Origin of the sequence: Allobosea sp. 47.2.35 (genome assembly GCF_024655635.1) — a bacterium.
Classification (GTDB): domain Bacteria; phylum Pseudomonadota; class Alphaproteobacteria; order Rhizobiales; family Beijerinckiaceae; genus Allobosea.
The window spans coordinates 1-23,256 of sequence record NZ_JANLGI010000029.1; the positions used below are offsets into that span (position 1 = coordinate 1).

The 23,256-nt window shown below is 65.5% G+C and carries 23 protein-coding genes; 12 read left to right on the plus strand and 11 right to left on the minus strand.

Going from position 1 to position 23,256, the window contains the following annotated elements:
• Positions 1-273 precede the first annotated feature (273 nt).
• The 3 genes from NUV79_RS23015 to NUV79_RS23025 all read left to right on the plus strand — a co-directional run bounded on the left by NUV79_RS23015 (position 274) and on the right by NUV79_RS23025 (position 3,050).
• Positions 274-1,119 (plus strand): LolA family protein, encoded by an 846-nt coding sequence (locus NUV79_RS23015; RefSeq protein ID WP_257735404.1) that lies wholly within the window; start codon positions 274-276, stop codon positions 1,117-1,119.
• 81 nt (positions 1,120-1,200) lie between these two features.
• On the plus strand, positions 1,201-2,016 hold the full coding sequence (gene xth / locus NUV79_RS23020; protein WP_257735405.1) for an exodeoxyribonuclease III: 816 nt from the start codon (positions 1,201-1,203) through the stop codon (positions 2,014-2,016).
• A gap of 116 nt (positions 2,017-2,132) precedes the next feature.
• Positions 2,133-3,050: an EamA family transporter gene (locus NUV79_RS23025; RefSeq protein ID WP_257735406.1), complete on the plus strand. Its 918-nt coding sequence runs from the start codon at positions 2,133-2,135 to the stop codon at positions 3,048-3,050.
• Between the two features lie 9 nt (positions 3,051-3,059).
• Here the strand turns inward: NUV79_RS23025 and NUV79_RS23030 are convergent, their stop codons facing one another.
• Together NUV79_RS23030 and NUV79_RS23035 are read right to left on the minus strand one after the other, a co-directional pair.
• Complete coding sequence (locus tag NUV79_RS23030) at positions 3,060-3,524, minus strand: cyclic nucleotide-binding domain-containing protein (protein WP_257735407.1); 465 nt, start codon at positions 3,522-3,524, stop codon at positions 3,060-3,062.
• Positions 3,525-3,527: 3 nt separating this feature from the next.
• Positions 3,528-4,214 carry a response regulator transcription factor gene (locus tag NUV79_RS23035; RefSeq protein WP_257735408.1) on the minus strand — a complete coding sequence of 229 codons (687 nt, stop codon included), beginning with the start codon at positions 4,212-4,214 and terminating at the stop codon, positions 3,528-3,530.
• Between the two features lie 83 nt (positions 4,215-4,297).
• On the opposite strand from NUV79_RS23035, the gene NUV79_RS23040 reads away from it, so the two are divergent.
• Together NUV79_RS23040 and NUV79_RS23045 are read left to right on the plus strand one after the other, a co-directional pair.
• Positions 4,298-4,864: a L,D-transpeptidase family protein gene (locus NUV79_RS23040; protein ID WP_257735409.1), complete on the plus strand. Its 567-nt coding sequence runs from the start codon at positions 4,298-4,300 to the stop codon at positions 4,862-4,864.
• 104 nt (positions 4,865-4,968) lie between these two features.
• Positions 4,969-5,352, plus strand: a complete 384-nt coding sequence (locus tag NUV79_RS23045) for a glyoxalase superfamily protein (RefSeq protein ID WP_257735410.1) — start codon at positions 4,969-4,971, stop codon at positions 5,350-5,352.
• A gap of 158 nt (positions 5,353-5,510) precedes the next feature.
• Here NUV79_RS23045 and NUV79_RS23050 read toward each other — a convergent pair whose 3' ends face one another.
• Positions 5,511-6,176, minus strand: a complete 666-nt coding sequence (locus tag NUV79_RS23050) for a YggS family pyridoxal phosphate-dependent enzyme (protein ID WP_257735411.1) — start codon at positions 6,174-6,176, stop codon at positions 5,511-5,513.
• 153 nt (positions 6,177-6,329) lie between these two features.
• Between NUV79_RS23050 and leuS the strand changes: the two genes are divergently transcribed.
• The 3 genes from leuS to holA are packed head-to-tail and all read left to right on the plus strand — an operon-like array spanning position 6,330 to position 10,509.
• Complete coding sequence (gene leuS / locus NUV79_RS23055; protein ID WP_257735412.1) at positions 6,330-8,954, plus strand: leucine--tRNA ligase; 2,625 nt, start codon at positions 6,330-6,332, stop codon at positions 8,952-8,954.
• Positions 8,941-9,474: an LPS assembly lipoprotein LptE gene (locus NUV79_RS23060; protein WP_257735413.1), complete on the plus strand. Its 534-nt coding sequence runs from the start codon at positions 8,941-8,943 to the stop codon at positions 9,472-9,474. Before leuS ends, NUV79_RS23060 begins: the two co-directional genes overlap by 14 nt.
• Positions 9,475-9,480: 6 nt before the next feature.
• Positions 9,481-10,509, plus strand: a complete 1,029-nt coding sequence (holA, locus tag NUV79_RS23065) for a DNA polymerase III subunit delta (RefSeq protein WP_257735414.1) — start codon at positions 9,481-9,483, stop codon at positions 10,507-10,509.
• A gap of 1 nt (position 10,510) precedes the next feature.
• On the opposite strand, the gene NUV79_RS23070 is transcribed toward holA, so the two are convergent.
• The 8 genes from NUV79_RS23070 to hemE form a co-directional block, all read right to left on the minus strand.
• Positions 10,511-11,392: a ParB/RepB/Spo0J family partition protein gene (locus NUV79_RS23070; RefSeq protein WP_257735415.1), complete on the minus strand. Its 882-nt coding sequence runs from the start codon at positions 11,390-11,392 to the stop codon at positions 10,511-10,513.
• Between the two features lie 28 nt (positions 11,393-11,420).
• On the minus strand, positions 11,421-12,251 hold the full coding sequence (locus NUV79_RS23075; protein ID WP_257735416.1) for a ParA family protein: 831 nt from the start codon (positions 12,249-12,251) through the stop codon (positions 11,421-11,423).
• Positions 12,248-12,895, minus strand: coding sequence for a 16S rRNA (guanine(527)-N(7))-methyltransferase RsmG (gene rsmG / locus NUV79_RS23080; protein WP_257735417.1), 648 nt, complete (start codon positions 12,893-12,895; stop codon positions 12,248-12,250). Before rsmG ends, NUV79_RS23075 begins: the two co-directional genes overlap by 4 nt.
• A complete protein-coding gene (gene mnmG, locus NUV79_RS23085) occupies positions 12,892-14,778 on the minus strand; it encodes a tRNA uridine-5-carboxymethylaminomethyl(34) synthesis enzyme MnmG (protein WP_257735418.1) in 1,887 nt (628 codons plus the stop codon). The genes rsmG and mnmG overlap by 4 nt, the downstream gene beginning before the upstream one ends.
• 65 nt (positions 14,779-14,843) lie before the next feature.
• Positions 14,844-16,157, minus strand: a complete 1,314-nt coding sequence (gene mnmE, locus NUV79_RS23090; RefSeq protein ID WP_257735419.1) for a tRNA uridine-5-carboxymethylaminomethyl(34) synthesis GTPase MnmE — start codon at positions 16,155-16,157, stop codon at positions 14,844-14,846.
• A 618-nt stretch (positions 16,158-16,775) separates the two neighbouring features.
• The gene (rho, locus tag NUV79_RS23095; RefSeq protein WP_257735420.1) at positions 16,776-18,041 is read right to left on the minus strand and encodes a transcription termination factor Rho; all 1,266 of its coding nucleotides are present in this window, start codon (positions 18,039-18,041) and stop codon (positions 16,776-16,778) included.
• Positions 18,042-18,265: 224 nt separating this feature from the next.
• Positions 18,266-18,688: a protoporphyrinogen oxidase HemJ gene (gene hemJ / locus NUV79_RS23100; RefSeq protein WP_257735421.1), complete on the minus strand. Its 423-nt coding sequence runs from the start codon at positions 18,686-18,688 to the stop codon at positions 18,266-18,268.
• Between the two features lie 11 nt (positions 18,689-18,699).
• The gene (hemE, locus tag NUV79_RS23105; RefSeq protein ID WP_257735422.1) at positions 18,700-19,734 is read right to left on the minus strand and encodes a uroporphyrinogen decarboxylase; all 1,035 of its coding nucleotides are present in this window, start codon (positions 19,732-19,734) and stop codon (positions 18,700-18,702) included.
• Positions 19,735-20,223: 489 nt separating this feature from the next.
• Between hemE and NUV79_RS23110 the strand changes: the two genes are divergently transcribed.
• The 4 genes from NUV79_RS23110 (at position 20,224) to coaE (ending at position 23,255) form a co-directional block, all read left to right on the plus strand.
• The gene (locus tag NUV79_RS23110) at positions 20,224-21,054 is read left to right on the plus strand and encodes a pyruvate, water dikinase regulatory protein (protein ID WP_257735423.1); all 831 of its coding nucleotides are present in this window, start codon (positions 20,224-20,226) and stop codon (positions 21,052-21,054) included.
• Positions 21,051-21,677, plus strand: coding sequence for a Maf family protein (locus NUV79_RS23115; RefSeq protein ID WP_257735424.1), 627 nt, complete (start codon positions 21,051-21,053; stop codon positions 21,675-21,677). Before NUV79_RS23110 ends, NUV79_RS23115 begins: the two co-directional genes overlap by 4 nt.
• Positions 21,678-21,791: 114 nt before the next feature.
• Positions 21,792-22,625, plus strand: a complete 834-nt coding sequence (locus tag NUV79_RS23120; RefSeq protein WP_257735425.1) for a shikimate dehydrogenase — start codon at positions 21,792-21,794, stop codon at positions 22,623-22,625.
• A 15-nt stretch (positions 22,626-22,640) separates the two neighbouring features.
• Positions 22,641-23,255 (plus strand): dephospho-CoA kinase, encoded by a 615-nt coding sequence (coaE, locus tag NUV79_RS23125; protein WP_257735426.1) that lies wholly within the window; start codon positions 22,641-22,643, stop codon positions 23,253-23,255.
• Position 23,256: the final 1 nt, after the last annotated feature.

Sequence of the window (23,256 nt, forward strand, 5' to 3'; positions counted from 1 at the left end):
TGGAGAACGAGGGCATCGTCGGACCCGCCAACCACGCAGGGAAAAGAGAGATCCTCGTCGAAGGCCAGAATCAGCACGACGATTGAGGCTTGCGACAACCCACGCCCTTGCAGGCACAGGTGCCAGTCCTCAAATTGCCATGACGATGCTGCAACCTGCGCAACAGGCCAGACGTTGAGGCGGAAAGACCAGATCGGGAAATCGTCCGGCTTCCCGCGTCAGCGATCTCTAGGCCTCGGCAGGAACGGCCGCGGCATAAGGAATGGAGCAGCCTTGCTCGACAGATTGACCCCGGCCATCCGGGCTTCGGTTCTGGTGACGACGTTCGTCGGATGCACGCTCGCGGCCGGCCCGCTGGCGGCCCAGCCGCTTCAGCTCCAGCCCCCGAAGCCCGCCGCCGCCAAGCCCGCCCCGCGCCTCGTCCTGCCGCCGCCCCGGCCCGCCGGCCTCGGCGAGACGCGTACCGCCGCGACCGAAGCGGCCCCGATCCAGCCCGTGGCGACAAACGCCCCTGCCGCAGCCGCTCCGGTCGCTGAGGCAGCCAAGCCTGCCGCCGCTCCCGCCAGGGGCAGGCAGGCGGCTCCAGCGACGCAGGAAGAAGCCGTCGAGCGGCTCAACGCCTATCTCAACAGCTTCCAGACCTTGCAGGGCAATTTCATCCAGCACGCCGCCAACGGTAGGCGGCTGGAAGGGCGCATCTATATCCAGCGCCCCGGCAAGATGCGCTTCGAATACGAGCCGCCGACCACCACGGAAGTGATCGCGGACGGCACCTCGGTCGCCGTGCGCGACAAGCGCCTCGCGACGCAGGACATCTATTCGATCGGCCAGACGCCGCTGAAATTCCTCGTCCGCGAGAAGATGGACCTGGCACGCGAGGGCACGTTGAAAGGCGCCAGCATCGATGGCGACCTGCTCACGGTCCGGCTGGAAGACCGCTCGACCTTGGGCGGCACCTCGAAGATCACGCTGAAATTCGATCTCGTCGCGAACGAGCTCCGGCAATGGGTCGTGGTCGATCCGCAGGGCTACGAGACCGCGATCTCGCTTTACAATCTCGACACCCGCCGTCGGCCCGATCCGCAGAATTTCGTGATCGACTACCAGCGCAAGCTCTGACGTTACAGGCAGGCCGAAAACGGCTTGCCTTTTGCGCTTCGACGACCCAGTTTCCGGCCTCCTCCCTGCCGGAATCCTCGCGTGCAACTCACCGTCACCAGCTGGAACATCAATTCCGTTCGCCTGCGCATCGGCATGGTCGGGGAATTCCTGACCACCCACGCCCCCGACGTGCTCTGCCTGCAGGAGACCAAGACGCCGGACGAGCAGTTTCCGGCCAAGGCCTTCCACCAGCTCGGCTATGTCCATCAGGCCTTTATCGGCCAGAAGGGCTACAACGGCGTCGCCATCGTCTCGAAATTGCCCTTCAGCGAAAAGGAAGCGATGTCGATGTGCGGCCGCAACGACGCCCGGCACATGACGGTGACGCTCGACAAGGCGGCCGGCCCCGCCGCGGGCATCGCCATCCATAATTTCTACATCCCGGCCGGCGGCGACCTGCCCGATCCCGAGAAGAACGACAAGTTCGCCCACAAACTCGCCTTCCTCGACGAGATCGGCGCCTGGGGCGTGACCAAGAAGCCGACCGACCGGCCAGCGATCCTGCTCGGCGATCTCAATATCGCCCCGCTGGAGCATGACGTCTGGAGCCACAAGCAGCTCCTCGACGTCGTCAGCCACACGCCGATTGAGACGACGACGCTGGAGAAGCTGCGCAGCGAGCTCGGCTGGACCGACGCCGCCCGCACGCTGCGGCCCGAACCCGAAAAGCTCTATTCCTGGTGGAGCTACCGCGCGCAGGACTGGGCGGCCTCGAACAAGGGTCGCCGGCTCGACCATATCTGGCTCTCGGACGGGCTGAAGCCGGCTTTGCGCGACCTCACCTTCCTGCGCGAGGCCCGGGGCTGGGAGCGCCCCTCCGACCATGTCCCGGTCACGGTGACGCTGGAACTCTGACGGGCGCACGCAGCGCTTCATGCCGCAGCGGACCCTCGGCCATGCCGGCCCGTCCTAACCGGCGGGCAAGCCCGCATGGTATGGCCGGCGGTAAGTTCCCCGGCGAAGCCAGTCCCGTGCAGCCAGCCCCCTCGACATCGCTCTCGTTCCGCGACACGCTACTCATCCTGGCGGTCATGATCGTCTGGGGCACGAATTTCGTCGTCATCCATATCGGCGTCGAACATTTCCCGCCGCTGCTCTTCGCAGCGCTGCGCTTCACTTTCGCGCTCCTGCCGGCAGTCTTCTTCCTCAAACGCCCGGACGCGCCCTGGAGCAAGCTCGCCGCCTATGGCGTGCTGATCGGCGCCGGCCAATTCGGCCTGCTCTTCTTCGCCATCAAGGGTTTCATCGCGCCGGGCCTCGCCTCGCTCGTGGTGCAGTCGCAGCCCTTCTTCACCATCCTGCTGGCGGCGGCGATCGCGCATGAGCGCGTGCAGCCCTTCCAGTTCGCCGGGCTTGCGCTCGCCGCCATCGGCATCGGCGTGATCCTCTGGCACACCGACGGCTCGACCACGCCGCTCGGCATCGTCCTGGTGCTCGCTGCCGCCTTCTGCTGGGCCGCCGGCAATATCGTCGCGCGCAGCACGCCCAGGGTCGACATGCTCGCCTATGTCGTCTGGACCAGCCTCTTCGCGATCCCGCCGCTGCTTGCCCTGTCCTGGGCGATCGAGGGCTGGCCGGCGATGCGCGACGGACTCGTCCATGCTCCGGCCGTCGCCTGGGCCGCCGCGATCTGGCAGGCGGTCGGCAATGTCATGTTCGGCTATGCCGTTTGGGGCTGGCTGCTCTCGCGCTATGCCGCCGCCACGGTCGCGCCGACATCCCTGCTGGTCCCGATCTTCGGGATGGGCGCCGCCACGATCTGGCTCGGCGAGCCCTTGCCCGGCTGGAAATTCCTCGCGGCCGGGCTGGTACTTTCCGGCCTGTGCGTCAACAGCCTCTGGCCGCGCTTCGCCGCGATCCGGGCCGCGAGGCACCCGCCCTCGTCGTGAACGGCCAGACTATGTCCGGTCGATCGCGTCCAAAGCTTCCTGTACTGCCGAGAGCTCGCCGACGAAACCCTGCAACCGGGCGCCGATCGCGGCGGCGATGGCCTCGGCCGAATCAGGTGATTCGCCGAGCACGCGGCGCATCACGCTGCGCGGCAGCCGCATCACCTGCGTCGGCTCGCGCGCGATCGCCGTGACCTGACGGGGAACCGAGGTGAACAGCGCAAGCTCGCCGATCATCGCGCCGGGGCCGATGATCTCGGTCGCCGGCTTGCCGTCGTCCTGCGCCGTCAGCGCGACCGCGCCCGACACCACCAGCACCGCCCCGTCCGAAGGCTCGCCGGCGCGGAACAGCACGTCGCCAGCGCGCAGGATGCGGCTTTCGGCCGCGAAGGCGAGCAATCGCAGCGCATCGCGTTCCATCAGGCTCAGCAGCGGCTGCCGGGCCAGCAGGGCCATGTCGTCGTCGAGCGCCATCCGTCAGGGATTCAGCCGGTAACCGCCGGCATCGGTGACCAGAAGCCGCGCATTGCCCGGATCGGGCTCGATCTTCTGGCGCAGCCGGTAGATATGGGTTTCGAGCGTATGGGTCGTCACCTGGCTGTTATAGCCCCAGACCTCCTGCAGCAGCACCTCCCGCGCGATCGGCTTACGGCCGGCGCGATAGAGGAAACGCAGGATCGCCGTCTCCTTCTCGGTGAGCTTGGTCTTCGAGCCCTTTTCGCTGACGAGCAGCTTCGAACCGGGGTGGAACGTGTAGGGGCCGACCTGAAAGATCGCGTCCTCGCTCGCCTCGTATTGCCTGAGATGCGCGCGGATGCGCGCCAGCAGCACGGCGAATTTGAACGGCTTGACCACATAGTCGTTCGCGCCGGCCTCGAGCCCGAGCACGGTATCGGCATCCGAACCTTGCGCCGTCAGCATGACCACAGGACTCTTGAAGCCGTTCTTGCGCATCACCTTGACGGCCTCGCGCCCATCCATGTCGGGCAGACCGACATCCATCACGGCAAGGTCGACGCGGTCGCCCTGCACGGCCTTGATCGCCGCCGTCGCGGTATCGGCCGTCGAGAGCCGGAACTCCTCGTAGAGTGAGAGCTGCTCGGACAGCGTGTCGCGCAGGGTCTGGTCGTCATCGACGAGCAGGATATGATGGACGGCGGACATGAATGGGGTTCGCTCGAACGCAGGGACTGCGGCAACATGAGCCTGCTGAGTCGTCATCGCAAGTGAGGCTGCCTGGAATTCCCGTGAGAAACCGATCCGATCACTCACGCGCGCCGCATGACGGACCGCGCAATCTCACCGCCTTGCGCGTCTTCGCCTCGGTCCATGACCGCCGCAAAGGCTTCCTCGTTGCAGGCAACACCATCTTTCCCTGCGCGCTCGGCCGCTCCGGCATCGGCACCGTCAAACGGGAGGGCGACGGCCGCACACCGCGCTTCGACCTGCCTTTGCGCAGCGTTTTCTACCGGGCCGATCGCCTTTCACGCCCGCGCACCCTCCTGCCGTTGAAGCGGATCGGGCCGCGCGACGCCTGGTGCGACGACCAGAAGGACCGCCGCTACAACCGCTTGATCGACCGCCCGCCGGGCGAGGCCGAGGAGCGCCTCCAGCGAGAGGATCATCTCTATGATGTGATCGTCGAGCTCGGCTGGAACGACCGGCCGGTGCAGCGCGGACGCGGCAGCGCGATCTTCTGGCACCTCGCCCGCGCCGGCTTCACGCCGACCGCAGGCTGCGTCGCCGTTGACGGCCATGTCTTCGCCAAGCTGCTGCCGCGGCTGGCCCGCCATTGCCGGATCGTGGTGAGGTGAGCTAGGAGAGACGCGGGCACCGTCTCGATCATATCTTCGGATCAGGCTGTCGCACTCCCGGGCACCGTCCCGCGACGCGAAGCCATCCCAGCCAGAGATTTACGATGACTGATTCGGTTTCCTCGTTCCGCTTCGGGCGGATCGCCGCCATGCTGCCCGTGGCCGACATGGCCCGCGCCTGCGACTTCTATATCGGTGCCCTCGGCTTCCGGAAAACCTTCGAGAACGGCAATCCCGTCGGCTTCATGATCCTGAAGCGCGACGCGGCTGAGCTGCACCTGACGCTCCAGCCCGGCCACAAGGCGGCGGATTTCAACGTCGCGCATATGATGGTCGAGGATATCGACGCGGCGCATGCCGTGATCCGCGAGCGCGGCCTGCGCATCGTCAAGGGCTTGCGCGACAAGGATTACGGCCTGCGCGCCTTCGTCTTCGAGGACCCCGACGGCAATCGCATCGATGTCGGCGAGCCGCTGAAGCAGGCTTGAAACGCGCTGTCATCCCGTGCGCGCTGCGGCATGCAATGACGCTGCGCAGACACGGGACCGTCGTCAGAAGAGAGCACCCTATCCGGAAAACGGTCCCGCATCTGCGCAGCAGCATTAGATGCTGCAGCGCGTGCGGGATGACCGCGCCTGGAAAGAGGTCAGCCCCGCGCCCCGAAGATCGCGCTACCCACCCTCACATAGGTCGCGCCAAGCTGGATCGCAGCCTCGTAATCGGCGCTCATGCCCATCGACAGGCCCTTGAGCCCGTTGCGGGCGGCGATCTTGGCCAGCAGGCCGAAATGCGGCGAAGGCGGCTCGTCCGCCGGCGGAATGCACATCAGCCCTTCGATCGCGAGACCGTGAATTTCGCGGCAGCGGGCGATGAACGCGTCGGTCTCGGCCGGCAGCACGCCGCCCTTCTGCGCCTCCTCGCCGGTATTGACCTGCACGAAGAACCGCGGCGCCTTGCCCACCCGCGCGATCTCGCGCGCCAGTTCCTTGGCCAGGCTCTCGCGGTCAAGCGACTGGATAACGTCGAAGAGCTCGACCGCTTCGCGCGCCTTATTGGATTGCAGCGGGCCGATCATGTGCAGTTCGGCATCGGGAAAGCGCTCCTTCAGCGCCGGCCATTTCGCCTTGGCTTCCTGCACATAGTTCTCGCCGAAGATGCGCTGCCCGGCTTCGAGCACTTCGGTGATCTGCTCGGCCGGCTTGGTCTTGGAGACCGCGACCAGCGCGACTGAGCCGGCTTCACGCCCGAAATCGCGCTCGGCGCGGCTGATCGCCGTCCGAATTTCAGCCAAACGCGTAACCGTATCGCTCATCTGCCAGCCTCTCATGCCCTGCACGCCGTTGACCGCGTGCGCGCAATGGTGTCCTAGAGCAGGTTGCAAGATTCCGACATCCGGTTTTTGCATTCAGCCCCTGCGCCGGCCTGCCTCCGGGAGCCGGCAAACCGCCAAGAATTGCCCGCTGACATGGCCGTCGAACGCTACAATCCGAAAGAGTCCGAGCCGAAATGGCGCACCGTCTGGGAGGAGCGCAAGCTTTTCGAGACGAGGAACGACGACACCCGGCCGAGCTACTACGTCCTCGAAATGTTCCCTTATCCGTCGGGGCGCATCCATATGGGCCATGTCCGCAACTACGCGATGGGCGACGTCGTCGCGCGCTACAAGCGCGCCAAGGGCTTTTCGGTGCTGCACCCGATGGGCTGGGACGCTTTCGGCCTGCCGGCCGAGAACGCCGCCAAGCAGAAGAAGGTCCATCCGCGCGAGTGGACCTATGAGAACATCGCGACCATGCGCAAGCAGCTCAAGTCGATGGGCCTGTCGCTCGACTGGAGCCGCGAGCTCGCGACCTGCGACCCGAGCTACTATCGCCACCAGCAGAAGATGTTCCTGGACTTCCTGAAGGCCGGGCTGGTCGACCGCAAGACCGCCAAGGTCAACTGGGACCCGGTCGACGAGACCGTACTGGCGAACGAGCAGGTCATCGACGGCCGCGGCTGGCGCTCCGGTGCCCTGGTCGAGATCCGCGAACTCACCCAGTGGTTCTTCAAGATCACGGACTACGGCCAGGAGCTGAATGACGCCCTGGAAGGCCTGACCCGCTGGCCCGAAAAGGTCCGGCTGATGCAGAAGAACTGGATCGGCCGCTCGGAAGGCCTGCTGGTTCGTTTCGCTCTCGAATCGAATGGAGCCGGGCAGGACGAGGTCGAGGTCTACACGACCCGCCCCGATACGCTGTTCGGTGCCAAGTTCGTCGCCATCGCGCCCGATCACCCGATCGCCAAGTCGATCGCGGCGAAGAGCCCGTCGCTGCAGGCCTTCATCGAGGAGTGCAAGCGCACCGGCACTGCGCAGGAGGCGATCGACAAGGCCGAGAAGCTCGGCTTCGACACCGGCTTACGCGCCGTGCATCCGCTTGATCCGACCTGGACGCTGCCGGTCTATGTCGCCAACTTCGTCCTGATGGAATACGGCACGGGCGCCATCTTCGGCTGCCCGGCGCATGACCAGCGCGACCTCGACTTCGTCAATAAATACGGCCTGGGCAATATCCCGGTCGTCGCGCCCGAGGGCACCGATCCCGCCGGTTTCGTCATCACCGACACCGCCTATGACGGCGACGGCCGCATGATCAATTCCCGCTTCCTCGACGGCCTGGCCATCGCGGAAGCCAAGGAGGAGGTCGCCCGCCGCCTCGAAGGCGAAACCCGGGGCAATCGCCCGGTCGGCCAGCGCAAGGTCAATTTCCGCCTGCGCGACTGGGGCATCTCGCGCCAGCGCTACTGGGGCTGCCCGATCCCGGTCATCCATTGTTCCGCTTGCGGAACGGTGCCTGTGCCGGATGCCGATCTCCCCGTGCAGTTGCCGGACGACGTCTCCTTCGAGAAACCGGGCAATCCCCTCGACCATCATCCGACCTGGAAGCATGTCGCCTGCCCGCAATGCGGCAAGGACGCCCGTCGCGAGACGGACACGATGGACACTTTCGTCGATTCGTCCTGGTATTTCGCCCGCTTCACCGATCCGTGGCGGACCGAGAGCCCGACCGACCGCAAGGCCGTCGACCGCTTCCTGCCGGTCGACCAGTATATCGGCGGCGTCGAGCACGCGATCCTGCACCTGCTCTATTCTCGCTTCTTCACCCGCGCGATGAAGAAGACCGGCCATGCCGGTCTGGACGAGCCCTTCGCCGGCCTGTTCACCCAGGGCATGGTCGTGCACGAGACTTATCGCGCCGCCAATGGCGACTGGGTCGAGCCCGGCAATGTCCGCATCGAGGTCTCCGGCAATGACCGGCGCGGCTTCGACGTCGACACCGGCGCGCCGATCGAGATCGGCTCGATCGAGAAGATGTCGAAGTCCAAGAAGAACGTCGTGGACCCCGACGACATCATCGCCTCCTACGGCGCCGACACCGCGCGCTGGTTCATGCTCTCGGATTCCCCGCCGGATCGCGATGTGATCTGGACCGACGAGGGCGTGCAGGGCGCCGCCCGCTTCGTCCAGCGCCTCTGGCGCCTGGTCGCCGAGATCGCCGAGCGGACCGGCGGCAAGGCCGACAAGCCCGCCGAGATCGGTGAAGCCGCGCTGGCCCTGCGCAAGGCGAGCCATCGCGCGCTTGACGCCGTTGGCGCCGATATCGAGCGCCTCGGCTTCAACCGCTGCGTCGCCCATATCTACACGCTGACCAACGCCATCGGTAAGGCGCTCGACGGCGCCGCCGAGAAGCCCGAACTCGATGCCGATATCGCTTTCGCGCTCCTTGAGGCTGCCACGATCGTCACCCAGCTTGTGGCGCCGATGATGCCGCATCTGGCCGAGGAATGTTGGCAGGCTCTCGGCCTGAAGGGCCTCGCCGGCGAGGCGTCCTGGCCGGAGGTCGATCCCGCGTTGCTGAAGGACGACAGCATCACGCTGCCGGTCCAGCTCAACGGCAAGAAGCGCGCGGAGGTGACCGTGGCCGCGGATGCCGATACGGTGGCGGTGGAAGCGGCCGTACGCGCCAACGAGGCCGTTCAGCGGGCTCTCGAAGGGCGTCCGATCCGTAAGATCATCGTGGTTCCCGGGAGAATCGTGAATGTCGTCGTCTGAAGCCGCCCGCCCCCGCCGCTTGCTGCTGGCGGCCGCGCTGACGGTCGCCGCCCTCGCCGGCGGCTGCTTCCAGCCGCTCTATTCCGACTACACCACCAGCACCGCCGGCGGCAGCGTCAAGACGGCACTGCGCGGCATCGAGATCCCGGAGATGAAGGGCCTAATCGGCCATTATTTCCGCAACGAGCTGGTCTTCGAGCTCGACGGCAGCGGCGACGCCGACGGCCCGCGGACCTCGAAGCTCGAAGCGGCGATCGCCGAATCGGTCGAGGTCGTCACCGTCGACTATGCCAATGGCCGCGCTGATTCGGCCGTTCTCGTCGCGACCGCGACCTGGAAGCTGACCCAGAACGGCACCGGCAAGGTTCTCGCCTCCGGCACGAACTCCGTCCGTGTTCCCTATGAGCGCTCCTCGCAGCGCTTCGCCACGGTGCGGGCCGCGCGCGATGCGCAGGTCCGCGCGGCGAAGAACCTCGCCACCATCGTCCGGGGCCAGATCGCCGCCGACCTCGCCTCCTGACGCATCATGGTTGCGATCAAGGCGCACGAGGCCGAACGGACCCTCGCACGGCTCGATCCCGCCTGGCGGCTGATCCTGATCTACGGCCCCGACGCTGGCCTCGTCTCCGAACGGGCTGCCGGGCTTGCCCGCGCCAGCGTCGATGATCCCCAGGACGCCTTCCAGCTGATCCGCATGGATGGCGACGCCATCGCCTCCGATCCGCTCAAGCTCGCCGACGAGGCCAATACGATCGGCCTCTTCGGCGGCCGCCGGGCCATCCGCGTCTCCCCGACCTCGAAGCCGCTGCTGGCCGCGCTGGAGCCATTGCTCGCGACCCCGTCGCAGGACGCGCTCGTCATCGTCGAGGCCGGCGACCTCCAGCGCAACAACCCCATCCGTACGGCCTGCGAGAAGGCGAAGACCGCGCTTGCGGTGCCCTGCTACGGCGATGCGGCACGCGATCTCGGCTCGATCATCGACGAAATGGTCCGAGCGGCCGGCAAATCGATCGACCGCACCACGCGCGATCACCTCACCGGCCTGCTCGGCGGTGACCGGCAGACGTCGCGGCGTGAAATCGAGAAGCTGCTGCTCTATGTCGGCTCTGACCCTGCCGTGCAGGTCGAGCATGTCGACGCCGTCGTCGGCGACACCGCCCAGCGCGAGCAGGCCATGCTGGTCGATGCGGTGTTCGCCGGGAAGCTGTCGGTCCTCGACCTCGCCCAGGCCAAGCTCAGCAGCGAGGGGCTCGATCCCGGCGTGATGCTCGGTACCGTGCTGCGGCAGGCGCTGACGCTCCTGAAGGCGCGCCAGTCGATCGATGCCGGAAAGGGGCTCCGCGATGTCGTCGCGACGATGCGCCTGCCCTATCCCCGCATCGCGACGACGGAAGCCGCGCTGAACGCCTGGTCCAGCGCCAAACTGAACGAGGCCGTCGGCCTGTTGGGCAATGCGGTGCTGGCCACGCGGCAGAACGCCGATATGGGCCGGGCCATCGCGACCCGCGCCCTCTGGACCCTCGCACGGCTCGGGCGCGCCGGCCGCGGGGACTAGTTCAGGACTTCAGACGATGGCAGAGCGCGTCGAGCTGCTCGAGCGTCTTGTAGCCGATCTTGACCTCGCCCGAGCCGTTGGCACGGTGCCCGATCGAGACGGAGAGGCCAAGCGCCTCCTCCAGCGCCTTCTCCAGAGCCCGCGTATCCGGGTCTTTCACCGCCTTCGGCTTGCTCGGCACGGCACTCTTGGTCTCGCCGCGCGACTCTTCCTGCACGATCCGCTCGATATCGCGGACGCTCAGGCCATCGTCGATGATCTTCTGCGCCATGAATTCCGGGTCCGAAACGGACAGGAGCGCACGAGCATGGCCGGCTGAAACCGCGCCTTCGCTGACCAGCTTGCGCACCGGCTCCGGCAGCTTGGACAGGCGCAACGTGTTGGCGACATGGCTGCGGCTCTTGCCGATGACACGTGCCAAGTCGTTCTGCGTATAGCCGAATTCGGCGATCAGGCGCTCATAGCCCGCCGCCTCTTCGATCGCGTTGAGATCCGTGCGCTGCACGTTCTCGACGATGGCGATCTCCAGCGCCTCGCGATCATCGGCCTCGACCAGCAGCACCGGAACGTCGTGTAGTTCTGCGCGCTGAGCCGCACGCCAGCGACGCTCGCCGGCGATGATCTCATAGGCGTCCATCATTCCGGGGATGGAACGAACGATGATCGGCTGCAGGATGCCGCGCTCGCGGATCGAGGTCGTCAGGTCCTCGAGATCCTCCTCGACGAAGTTACGGCGCGGATTGCGGGCGCTCGGCCGTAGGAACTCGACCGGGACGCGGCGTTGCCCACGAGCCCGCTCGATCGCCCCGATCTCATCTCCGACATCGCCGATCAGCGCCGCCAGACCGCGGCCAAGGCGAGAACGCCCCTGTTCTTCGGCCATTGCCATCCTCATCAACCTCTAATTGTAGTTACGCCGCAGCCCGCAGGGCGCGCTCACGCTTGATCACTTCAGAAGCCAGCCGCAGATAGGCTTGCGAGCCCGAGCAGCGCAGATCGTAGAGCAGCGCCGGCTTGCCATAGGACGGTGCCTCGGAAATCCGCACGTTGCGGGGAATCACCGTCTCGTAGACCTTGTCGCCGAGGAAGCTCCTCACATCGGCCATGACCTGGCCCGACAGGTTGTTGCGCGGATCGAACATCGTCAGCACGACACCCTGGATGATCAGGCGTGGATTGAGGCCGGCCTTGACCTGCTCGACGGTCTTGAGCAACTGGCTCAAACCTTCCAGCGCGAAGAACTCGCATTGCAGGGGCACCAGCACCGCATCCGCCGCCGTCATCGCATTGATGGTGATCAGGCTGAGCGAAGGTGGACAATCGATCAGGATATAGGTCAGGTCCTGGCAGCGCTGATCGTAGACCAGTTCGTCGATCGCATTCTTCAGGCGATGCGCGCGATCCTTGGCCGAGGCGATCTCCAGCTCGACGCCGAGCAGGTCCAGCGTCGAAGGCGCCAGCGACAGACCGGGCACCGCCGTCGGCTGCAAAGCCTGTCCCAAGCCGACATCACCGCAGAGCACGTCATAGGTTGACGACTTGCGGCTGCGGCGATCGACACCGAGCCCGGTCGAGGCGTTGCCCTGCGGATCGAGGTCGACGATCAGGACCTTCTCGCCAATCGCCGCCAGGGCCGTGCCGAGATTGATCGCCGTTGTCGTCTTGCCGACGCCGCCCTTCTGGTTCGCGAGCGCGATCACGCGCGGGCGGCGCGGTGTCGTCACGGATGTGAGCTCAGTCATGGATCGGCTCGTCTCTCCGCCGAGCGTACCATGAGGATTCGCGCGGCATCGTCAGTCACGGAGGAAACCGTTGTCGCTTGAATCTTCCAATATCTGGCCGAGTCGGTCAATTCCGCATCTAGATGTTGTCCCTTGGGAAAGAGACCGAGCGTGCCGGTTCTCAACAGCTCTTCGCACCAGCCGAGCAATTGGGGCAGGGGAGCGAGCGCCCGAGCCGTCACCACATCGACCTTGCCGGTGAAGTCGCCGATCACATCTTCGATACGAGCCGCATGAACCTTGACCGGCGCGCCCGTCACGCGGGCCGCGTGACGCAGAAAGGCACATTTCCGGGCATTGCTCTCGACCAGATCGATCTGGCCCTTGCCCTGCTCCGCCAGGCAGATGCCGATCACCAATCCCGGAAAACCGCCGCCGGAGCCGAGATCGAGCCAGCGCTCTCGCCCCTCGGCCAGCCCGAAAATCTGCAGGGAATCCGCGATATGACGCGTCCAGACATCGGCGAGCGTCGCCGAGGAAACAAGATTCTTCGCCGCCTGCCAACGCCCGAGCTCCGCGACGAGGAGGGCCAGGCGCTCCTCTGTTTCACGTGAAACAGGCGTCAAGCTCAAAGCGCGCTGACGGTCACTTTTATCAACAGTCACGGTGAACCTGTGGATAATGCGGGGGCCCGGCTCTTCCGGGCATGAGCCGCGAGCAAGGTCAGAGCCGCCGGCGTCATGCCTTCGATCCGACCAGCCTGAGCCAGATCGGCCGGACGGTGGGCCGCGAGCTTGAGCTTCAGTTCGTTCGACAGGCCCGAGATGGCGTCGAGGTCGAGATCGGCCGGGACCTTCAGGGATTGATCGCGGCGGTAAGCTTGAATCTCCGCCGCCTGGCGATCGAGATAAACTGCATAGACGGCGTCAGCCGTCACGCGCGCCACGACCGGGGCGGCGTAGTCACTCAGCTCGGGCCAAACCGAAGCGAGCTGTTCGAAGCCGACATCCGGGTAGGACAGAATCTGATAGGCGCTGCGACGCAAACCATCGTGATTGAGCTGCAAGCCGACAACCTGAGCCTGCTGCGGCGTCAGGGAGAGAGCCTTCAGTTTGTCTCGCAGCGCAGAGATGTCCCGGTTGCGGGTCTCGAACGCGGCCTGCCGGGCAGAGTCAACGATCCCCAACTGCAAGCCCAGCGGCGTCAGGCGCTCATCGGCATTGTCAACGCGCAAGGAGAGGCGAAACTCGGCCCGCGAAGTGAACATTCGATACGGCTCCGTAACGCCATGCGTCACGAGGTCGTCGACGAGCACGCCGATATAGGACTGGGTGCGATCAAATACGGCAGCTTCCGCTCCGCCAGCCACACGCGCTGCGTTCAGGCCAGCGAGCAGGCCCTGAGCCCCTGCCTCCTCATAGCCGGTCGTCCCGTTGATCTGCCCGGCGAGGAACAAGCCCGCAATCGCGCGGGCCTCCAGCGTGTTCTTCAGGGCGCGCGGATCGACGAAATCATACTCGATCGCATAGCCCGGCCGCAGCATCGCCGCGCACTCGAGGCCGGGGATCGTCTTCAGCAGGTCCAGTTGCACATCCTCGGGCAGAGAGGTCGAGATGCCGTTCGGATAGACCGTATCGTCGTCGAGCCCTTCCGGCTCCAGGAAGATCTGGTGACCGTCGCGGTCGCCGAAGCGCCCGACCTTGTCCTCGATCGAGGGGCAATAGCGCGGCCCGCGCCCTTCGATCTGGCCGGAGAACATCGGGGCGCGATGCAGGTTGGCCCGGATGAGGTCATGGCTCGCCAGCGTGGTCCGCGTGATGCCGCAGGAAATCTGGGGGTTGGTGATGACGGAGGTCAGCGCGGAGAACGGCTCCGGTGGCTCGTCACCCGGCTGCATCTCGAGCGCCGCCCAATCGATGCTGCGCCCGTCGAGACGCGGCGGCGTCCCGGTCTTCAGGCGGCCGAGCGGAAAACCATGGCGCTCCAGCGTCGCGGACAGCCCCAGCGAGGGCGCCTCGTCAACGCGGCCCGCCGGAATACGCTTCTCACCGATATGGATCAGGCCGCGCAGGAAAGTGCCCGTCGTCAGAACGACCGTTCCGGTAGCGAATCGACGTCCATCGGCGAGGATCACGCCAACCACGCGGCCGGTATCGACCTCAAGATCGAAAACCTCGCCGGCGACGATATCGAGATTGGTTTGCGCCGCCAGCAGATCCTGCACCGCCTGACGGTAGAGCTTGCGGTCGGCCTGAGCGCGGGGCCCGCGAACCGCAGGGCCTTTCCGGCGATTGAGCATGCGGAACTGGATGCCGCCCAGATCGGCTGCGCGCGCCATGATGCCGTCGAGCGCATCGATCTCGCGAACGAGATGCCCCTTGCCGAGCCCGCCGATGGCGGGGTTACAGGACATCACGCCGATTGTTTCCGGCTTGTGTGTGACAAGGGCGGTACGAGCGCCGTAACGCGCCGCCGTCGCAGCCGCCTCGGCTCCGGCATGGCCGCCGCCGACGACGATCACGTCGTATTGCTGCCGATGAGTTGACATGCGGTTTCGCTACCGAAGCCGGGCTGGCGGGTCAATGAAAACCGCCTCCACAGAGCGCGCAGACTTTACTTACCGATGCAGAATCCCGCGAAAAGCCGGTCGAGCACATCCTCGACATCGATCCGTCCGACGAGCCGCTCGAGCGCGACCACGGCCATGCGGATATCCTCGGCGAGCAATTCCCCTTGTCCATGCCGTGCGCCCACGGCACGCTCCAGTGCCGCGATCGCGTCGGTAACGGCAATGCGATGGCGTTCTCGTGTCAGGAGAGCCGGCTCTCCAGAAGAGAGGCCCTGAAGGCGCGCGACGATATCCGCAAGCAGCTCGGTCAAACCCTCGCCAGTCTCGATCGATATCGCTCGCTCTCCCGGCAGAACTGCGCCGGACAGATCAGACTTCGTCGCAATCGCCAGTAGATTGACTTTGTCTTCGATTCGATACGGGTCCGAATCGATGCCACGCAGCCCGAGGACGAGATCCGCTCGCTCGACCAGCGCGCGAGCCCGCCTGACGCCCTCCGCCTCGATCGGGTTGTCGCTGTCGCGCAGCCCTGCGGTATCAATCAGGATGACGGGGATTCCAGCCAGGTCCAGCCTGACCTCCAGCGTATCCCGCGTCGTTCCCGCAATCGGCGAGACGATCGCGACATCACGACGGGCGAGCGCGTTGAGCAGGCTCGACTTGCCGACATTAGGCGGACCAGCCAGCACCACGACGAACCCCTCGCGGACGCGTTCACCCATGGCAAAGCTGCCGAGCGCACTCTTCAGGGAAGCCAGCACATCCGAAGCGAGAGCGAGTGCCTGCTCCTGCAGCGGCCCGGAAACGTCGCCCTCGTCAGAGAAGTCGAGCTCGGCGGCCAGCAGACTCATCGCGTCGATCAAGGTCGCGCGCCATGCCAGAGTCAGCGTGCTCAGCGCGCCGTCCATCTGACGCAGTGCCTGCTGTCTCTGCCATTCCGTTTCCGAATCGATCAAGTCCGCCAAGCCTTCAACGGCAGCAAGATCAAGCTTGCCCGCTTCAAAAGCCCGTCGGGTGAACTCGCCCGCTTCCGCCAGTCGCACATCCGGCAAGGCCGTGAGAACCGCGAGCAGCCGCGCCAGGATCGCCCGCGAGCCGTGGACGTGGAACTCGGCGACATCCTCGCCGGTGAAGCTGGCCGGGGCAGCAAAGAACAGAACCAGCGCGCTATCGATGGCCGCGCCTTCGGCATCGACAAGTCGGCGCAAGGTTGCGATCCGGGGTTCAGGAACCAGCCCCGCAACCGTTTCGAGAACGAATCGAACGCGCGGCCCGGAAACCCTGACCACCGCCACGCCGGCTTTACCGGGCGCAGAGGACAAGGCCACGATCGTCGTAAGAGCGTGCTGAGCCATCATTCCTGCCGCGTGCCGTGGAGGCGGCTTCTTGGACGAGCTTCCAGCGAACATCAAGGCTGAATGGGAGCGAAGCTACCCGGATCGCCCCGGTACGGAACTGCAACGTTCCAAGCCAACGTTCGAACGGTATGACTCAACGGAAAGCTGAAGCACTACCGGTCATACTCGCTTAGCTGGCCCGGTAGCACCAAGCGGTATGACCGTGATAGGGCCCGGGCTCTGGGAGCAGGAGCTCTCTCGAAAGTCCCCTCGCGCGTGATCACAAGCGACAACGCCGCATTTGACGGGAGGCGGCCTTGCTTGGCTTCATTGGAATGGCCGGCAGACATCTGCGGACATCGCCGCTGGCTGGATGTCGACAGGCCCGCTTGCGGTCTGACTCGGCCAGACTCGGTCTGCCGTAGGATCACAGAGAGCGATCCCTTATCGATCAGCAGAGGTCTCGGCCCGATCGACCGACCAAGTGGCCGGTCTCGCCGTCCGTCACGGCTCCGAATCAAATGCAGATTCTGGCCACAACCCGCCGCGCAAAGCGCTTCGACCCTCCAAAAACAATTTCGCCGCCGCACCGGAGATCGGTACAGCGGCGAATCGAAATGCCGGGACGCTTGCTGATCCTCAGGTGTTCATCGAGTCGAAGAATTCCGAGTTCTGCTTGGTCTGGCGCAGCTTGTCGATGAGGAACTCGATCGCGTCCTGCGGCCCCATCGGATTGAGGATACGGCGCAGCACATAGGTTTTCTGCAAGTCGGAGCGCGGCGTGATGAGCTCTTCCTTGCGGGTGCCGGACTTGAGGATGTCGATCGCCGGGAAGATGCGCTTGTCGGCCACCTTGCGGTCGAGCACGATTTCCGAGTTACCGGTGCCCTTGAACTCCTCGAAGATCACCTCGTCCATGCGCGATCCCGTATCGATCAGCGCGGTGGCGACGATGGTCAGCGAGCCGCCTTCCTCGATATTGCGGGCGGCACCGAAGAAGCGCTTCGGGCGCTGCAGGGCGTTGGCGTCGACACCACCGGTCAGGACCTTGCCGGAGGACGGCACGACCGTGTTGTAGGCGCGACCCAGACGGGTGATCGAGTCCAGCAGGATCACGACGTCGCGGCCATGCTCGACCAGGCGCTTGGCCTTCTCGATCACCATCTCGGCAACCTGGACGTGGCGCGAGGCCGGCTCGTCGAAGGTCGAGGACACGACCTCGCCCTTCACCGAGCGCTGCATGTCCGTGACTTCTTCCGGGCGCTCGTCGATCAGCAGCACGATCAGATAGCACTCGGGGTGATTGCTCGTGATCGACTGGGCGATGTTCTGGAGCAGAACCGTCTTACCCGTGCGCGGCGGCGCCACGATCAGCGCGCGCTGGCCCTTGCCGATCGGGGCGACGATATCGATGACCCGCGGCGAGAAATCCTTCTTCGTCGGGTCCTGCACTTCGAGCTTCAGGCGCTCATCCGGGTAGAGCGGCGTCAGGTTATCGAAATGGATCTTGTGCTTGATCTTCTCCGGGTCCTCGAAATTGATCGAGTTGACCTTGAGCAGGGCGAAATAGCGCTCGCCGTCCTTGGGACCGCGGATGGGGCCTTCGACCGTGTCGCCGGTGCGCAGGCCGAACTTCCGGATCTGCGAGGGCGAAACGTAGATATCGTCCGGGCCCGGCAGGTAATTGGAATCGGAGGAACGCAGGAAGCCGAAACCGTCCTGCAGGACCTCGACCACGCCCTCGCCCAGGATTTCGGTCTCGCGTGCCGCGAGCTGCTTCAGGATGGCGAACATCAGCTCCTGCTTGCGCATGGTGCTGGCGTTCTCGACCTCGACTTCCTCGGCGAAGGCCAGGAGTTCGGTCGGCGACTTGCTCTTGAGCTCTTGAAGCTTGATTTCCCGCATGGGGCACCCGGATCGTGAACACCCTGCCGACAAGCAGGGGAGAGGACGGTACTGGATTGATCGACTGAGTCGGTCCTGGCCGGACCTGCGCTGGGTTGCGCGACATGAGCTGCTGCAGGGGCAGGCAGCTCACGAACAGTCGACAACAAGGGAGGACGCTGGAGAAGCGTAGCGCTCTGATAGCGGGAATCGGGCCCGGGCTCAAGGGGAAAGCGCGACGGGCTTCAGAACGGCTTCACGACGACGAGAATGACGATGCCGACCATCAGCACGGCCGGGATCTCGTTGAGGATGCGGAAATAGCGCGGTGACTTGACGTTCCGGTCATTGGCGAAGTTGCGGACATGCTTCACCAGCACGCCATGGATGCCGGAGAGGATGAACACCAGCAGCAGCTTGCCGTGCAGCCAGCCGCCCTTGAAGCCGAAAGCGTACCAGGCGAGGTAGAGACCGAGCACCCAGGTCACGATCATCGCCGGATTGATGATGCCCTTGAGCAGCCGGCGCTCCATGATCTTGAAGGTCTCGGACTGGATCGAACCGGTCTGCGCCTCCGCGTGATAGACCATCAGGCGCGGCAGATAGAGCATGCCGGCCATCCAGGAGATGACCGCCATGACATGGAAAGCCTTGATCCACTCGTACATCGCCTGAGCCCTCAGCCCCGCACCCGTTTCAGCAAGCGCTCGACATGCGTGATCGGCGTATCCGGCAGGATGCCGTGGCCGAGATTGAAGATGAAGGGCCGGTCTCCGAACGCTGTCAGGATGGCGTCAACCTCCTGCTCCAGCTCGGGACCGCCGGCGCGCAGCACCAGCGGGTCGAGATGGCCCTGCACCGGGACCTTCGACTGGATGGCCTCGCGGACGAAACTCCGGTCGATATCGGTTTCCAGACCGACCGCGTCGACACCGGTCCCAGCGATATAGTCGGGGATCAGGCGCCCGGCCCCGCGCGGGAAGCCGATGATCCGCGCCTGCGGATGCACCGCGCGCACGCCCACGACGATCCGGCGCGTCGGTTCGATGCACCAGCGCCTGAAATCGTCCGGCCCGAGCGACCCCGCCCAGCTGTCGAATATCTGCACGACATCGACGCCGGCCGCGATCTGCGCATTCAGATAAGCGACTGACGACGTGACAAGCCGATCGATGATCGCCTGGAACAACATGGGGTCGCGGCTGAACAGCTCCTTCGCCGGCCCCTGATCCGGCGTGCCTCGCCCGGCGACCATATAGGTCGCCACGGTCCAGGGCGCGCCGCAGAAGCCGATGAACCCGGTTCCGGAGGGCAGGGCAGCCCGAACCCGGCGGACCGTATCGAGGATCGGATCGAGCCTGCTCTGATCGGCTTCGCGATCGATCTCCGCCAGACGAGCCGCATCGGCAACCGGCTCCAGCCGTGGACCTTCCCCTTCGGCGAACCAGAGCTTCTGACCGAGCGCCTGCGGGGCGACCAGGATATCCGAGAACAGGATCGCGGCATCGAAGCCGAAGCGCCGGATCGGCTGGAGGGTCACCTCGGCCGCCCATTCCGGATTATAGCAGAGCGAGAGAAAACTGCCGGCCTTGGCGCGAAGCTCGCGATACTCCGGCAGATAGCGTCCAGCTTGACGCATCAGCCAGATGGGAGGCGTCGGCAAGGCTTCGCCGCCGAGCACACGGATCAGGGCAGGGGTCTCGCTTTTCGTCATGCCTGCCGGGCCATCCATCCCGCTATTTCTCAAATAAGATTCCTAGAGAGAATCTTTTGTTTTGACTCTTGGAGGCAGGGAGATAGCCCGCCGCAATTTCGTCCACAACCGATCCACAGCCACTGGGACAGCGAGTCGCGGGTCGGGAAAGCCTACGACCAGTCGTTAAGGCTTTATTAACGAATTGGAATCGGCGGTCGGCTCGCCGGCTTCCAAAATGATTCACGTGAAACACTTTCTTTACCATTCACAGCCGGCGGGCTGTTGATGGTTCCGGGGAGTTATACAGAGCCGCCGGCTGGCTCCCGTTTTCTGTCCATTTGTCCACACTGCTCCCCATGGCCCGGGATAACCCGCCAGCCCTGAGCGGCCGGATGTTCGAGGCTCGCGGGAACGGACAAGCCGAGCCGGCATCAATTCGCCTCGGGGCGATTCCGGTCCGGCCCAAAGCGCGCTAGAGGATAGGGACGCTTCAGGCCGGGGGATGCCGTGGTCCGCAATTATTTCCATCTGCATCTGGTCTCGGATGCGACGGGCGAAACGCTGATCGCCGTCAGTCGGGCCGCGGCCGCGCAATATGAAAGCGTCTCGGCGATCGAGCATGTCTATCCGCTGGTCCGCTCGGAGGCGCAGCTCGCCCGCGTCCTCGCCGAAATCGAGGCTTCGCCCGGCGTCGTGCTCTACACGCTGGTCGAACCGGAATGGCAGGAGAAGCTTGAGAATTTCTGCCGCGAGCTCGGCTGTCCCTGCCTCTCGGTGCTGCAGCCGGTGCTCTCGCTGTTCCAGTCCTATCTTGGCCAGGCCCAGGCGACGAAGCCCGGCGCGCAGCATGTGCTCAACACCGAGTACTTCCGCCGCATCGACGCGATGAACTACACGCTGCTGCATGATGACGGACAGATGGGCGGCGATCTCGACAATGCCGATGTCATCCTGGTCGGCATCAGCCGGACCTCGAAGACGCCGACGAGCATCTATCTCGCCAATCGCGGCATCAAGACCGCGAACATCCCGCTGGTCCCGAACATCCCGTTGCCGCCGGAACTGGAAAGCGCCAAGAAGCCGCTGATCGTTGGCCTCATCGCCAGCGCCGACCGCATCGTCCAGATTCGCCAGAACCGTCTCTTGTCGCTGCGCGCCGACGACGACACGTCCTATGTCGACCCGACCGCGGTTGCCGACGAGGTCACGCAGTCGCGCCGCCTCTGCGCCCGCAAGGGCTGGCCGGTGATCGACGTGACGCGCCGCTCGATCGAGGAGACGGCCGCCTCGATCCTCGATCTGCTCCGCGACCACCGCATGAAGTTCATCGCGACATGAACGCCTCGTCCGGCCTTTGGCTTGCTGCCGAGCCCTTGATCCTTGCCTCCGGCAGCGCGACCCGGCGCGACATGCTTCTGGCTGCCGGCATCCCGGTCGAGGTGGTGAAGCCCGACATAGACGAGCGCGCCGTCGAGAAGCCATTGGTTGATCGCGGCGTGCCGGCGGATCAGGTCGCTGCCGCCCTCGCTTGTGCCAAGGCTCTCGCGGTCTCGCGCGACCGTCCGGGTCGCCTCGTTCTCGCCGCCGACCAGACGCTGACCTGCGATGGCGTCCCCTTTCACAAGCCGGTGGATATGGTGGCGGCCGAACGACAGATCACCGCGCTCGCCGGCCGGACCCACGAACTTCACTCCGCCGTCGTCATCGCACGCAATGGTGCGCCCCTGGCCGAAGAGCTCGAGGCGGCCCGCCTGACGATGCGCCCGCTCCAGCCCGAGTTCATTGCGCGCTATCTGGCTGTCGCCGGTAGTGCCGCCCTGTCCAGTGTCGGCGGCTATCAGATTGAAGGGCCCGGCGCCCAGCTCTTCGACAGAATCGAGGGCGATCATTTCACCATTCTCGGCCTGCCACTTCTGGCAGTGCTCACGGCGCTGCGCGATCTCGATTGCCTCGCTCGCTAGAGCATCGGACTAAATCTCGTATTCAGTCCGATGCTCTAGCTCTTTGATCTCGCATCGGCTTTGCCCGAAAACCGCGGACCACTTTTCGGGCCGATGCTTTAACGGACTTCATTCATGGCGCCTCGCTGCTTCGTTATCGGACACCCCATCGCCCACTCGCGCTCGCCCATGATCCATGGCGAATGGCTGCGCGAGCATCGGCTTGCCGGCTCCTATGAGCGGATCGATGTCGCCCCGGCTGATCTGGCGGCTTTCATCTCCCGCCTGCGCGATGGCGAGTTCGCCGGTGGCAATGTCACCGTCCCCCACAAGGAAGCGGTGATGGGATTGGTCGATGAGGTCAGCGATGCCGGCCGTGCGGTCGGCGCTGTCAACACGCTCTGGCGCGAAGGCGGCCGGATCATCGCTGATAACAGCGACGTGCCGGGTTTCCTCGCTCATCTCGATGCGACGGTGCCCGGTTGGCAGGGGGGTGTCGGCACGGCCCTCGTCCTGGGTGCCGGCGGTGCTGCGCGGGGCATCTGCTACGGCCTGAAGGCGCGTGGCGTCGCACGCATCCTCGTCGTCAATCGCAGCCCTGAGCGGGCCGCCGAGCTGGTCGCCGCTCTGGGCCATCCGCTGGTCGCTGGGGACTGGGCGAAGCGCGACAGCCTCGTCGGGGAGGCTGATCTCATCGTCAACACGACAGCGCTCGGCATGCAGGGCAAGCCGCCGCTGGAGATCGATCTCGTTGCCCTGCAGCCGGGAACGATCGTCGACGACATCGTCTATGTTCCCCTGAAGACCGCATTGCTGGCCGAGGCGGAACGGCGTGGCGGCATTCCGGTCGATGGGCTCGGCATGCTGCTGCACCAGGCCGTGCCCGGCTTCGCCCGCTGGTTTGGCGTGACGCCGCAGGTGACGCCGGCGCTTCGCGCCCTCATCGAAGCCGATATCCTGAAGGCCTGATTCGCCGGAGCAGCCATGACCTTCGTGCTGGGCCTCACGGGCTCGATCGGAATGGGAAAATCGACCACCGCGCAGCTCTTCGTGCAGCGCGGCGTGCCCCTGCACGATGCCGACGCGGCGGTGCATCGCCTGCATCGTGGCCGGGCCGCGGCGCCGATCGAGGCCGCCTTTCCGGGCACGGTGATCGATGGCGCGGTCGATCGCGCGAAGCTGGGTGCGGCCGTGCTCGGCAAGCCCGAGGCGCTGCGCCGGCTCGAGGCGATCATCCATCCGCTGGTGCGCGAGGAGGAGGAAGTCTTTCTCGCCCGCTGCCGTCGTGAAGGTGCGGGGGTCGCGATCATCGATGTACCGCTGCTGCTGGAGACCGGTGGCGAGGCGCGTTGCGATGCCGTGCTCGTCGTGACCGCGCCAGCCGAAGTCCAGCGCCAGCGTGTTCTTGCCCGCCCAGGCATGACCCCGGAAAAGCTCGACGCCATTCTGTCGCGCCAGATGCCCGATGCACAGAAGCGCCGCCATGCCCATTTCCTTGTGGACACGTCGCGCGGCCTCGTGGCTGCCGAGCGGCAGGTCGGCTCTATCCTGAAGGCGCTCGCCGGCCGTCCCGGGCGCGGTGCGCAAGCGAGGTCCTGAA

What these genes read in the sequence shown, in the direction of transcription:
- NUV79_RS23050 (WP_257735411.1), bottom strand. Translation starts at nt 6,176, where the DNA reads ATGAGCGATACGGTTACGCGTTTGGCTGAAATTCGGACGGCGATCAGC.
- NUV79_RS23045 (WP_257735410.1), top strand. Translation starts at nt 4,969, where the DNA reads ATGACTGATTCGGTTTCCTCGTTCCGCTTCGGGCGGATCGCCGCCATG.
- coaE (WP_257735426.1), top strand. Translation starts at nt 22,641, where the DNA reads ATGACCTTCGTGCTGGGCCTCACGGGCTCGATCGGAATGGGAAAATCG.
- NUV79_RS23030 (WP_257735407.1), bottom strand. Translation starts at nt 3,524, where the DNA reads ATGGCGCTCGACGACGACATGGCCCTGCTGGCCCGGCAGCCGCTGCTG.
- hemE (WP_257735422.1), bottom strand. Translation starts at nt 19,734, where the DNA reads ATGACGAAAAGCGAGACCCCTGCCCTGATCCGTGTGCTCGGCGGCGAA.
- mnmE (WP_257735419.1), bottom strand. Translation starts at nt 16,157, where the DNA reads ATGATGGCTCAGCACGCTCTTACGACGATCGTGGCCTTGTCCTCTGCG.
- NUV79_RS23075 (WP_257735416.1), bottom strand. Translation starts at nt 12,251, where the DNA reads ATGACTGAGCTCACATCCGTGACGACACCGCGCCGCCCGCGCGTGATC.
- NUV79_RS23070 (WP_257735415.1), bottom strand. Translation starts at nt 11,392, where the DNA reads ATGGCCGAAGAACAGGGGCGTTCTCGCCTTGGCCGCGGTCTGGCGGCG.
- mnmG (WP_257735418.1), bottom strand. Translation starts at nt 14,778, where the DNA reads ATGTCAACTCATCGGCAGCAATACGACGTGATCGTCGTCGGCGGCGGC.
- NUV79_RS23120 (WP_257735425.1), top strand. Translation starts at nt 21,792, where the DNA reads ATGGCGCCTCGCTGCTTCGTTATCGGACACCCCATCGCCCACTCGCGC.
- NUV79_RS23115 (WP_257735424.1), top strand. Translation starts at nt 21,051, where the DNA reads ATGAACGCCTCGTCCGGCCTTTGGCTTGCTGCCGAGCCCTTGATCCTT.
- NUV79_RS23035 (WP_257735408.1), bottom strand. Translation starts at nt 4,214, where the DNA reads ATGTCCGCCGTCCATCATATCCTGCTCGTCGATGACGACCAGACCCTG.
- rho (WP_257735420.1), bottom strand. Translation starts at nt 18,041, where the DNA reads ATGCGGGAAATCAAGCTTCAAGAGCTCAAGAGCAAGTCGCCGACCGAA.
- hemJ (WP_257735421.1), bottom strand. Translation starts at nt 18,688, where the DNA reads ATGTACGAGTGGATCAAGGCTTTCCATGTCATGGCGGTCATCTCCTGG.
- leuS (WP_257735412.1), top strand. Translation starts at nt 6,330, where the DNA reads ATGGCCGTCGAACGCTACAATCCGAAAGAGTCCGAGCCGAAATGGCGC.
- NUV79_RS23060 (WP_257735413.1), top strand. Translation starts at nt 8,941, where the DNA reads ATGTCGTCGTCTGAAGCCGCCCGCCCCCGCCGCTTGCTGCTGGCGGCC.
- holA (WP_257735414.1), top strand. Translation starts at nt 9,481, where the DNA reads ATGGTTGCGATCAAGGCGCACGAGGCCGAACGGACCCTCGCACGGCTC.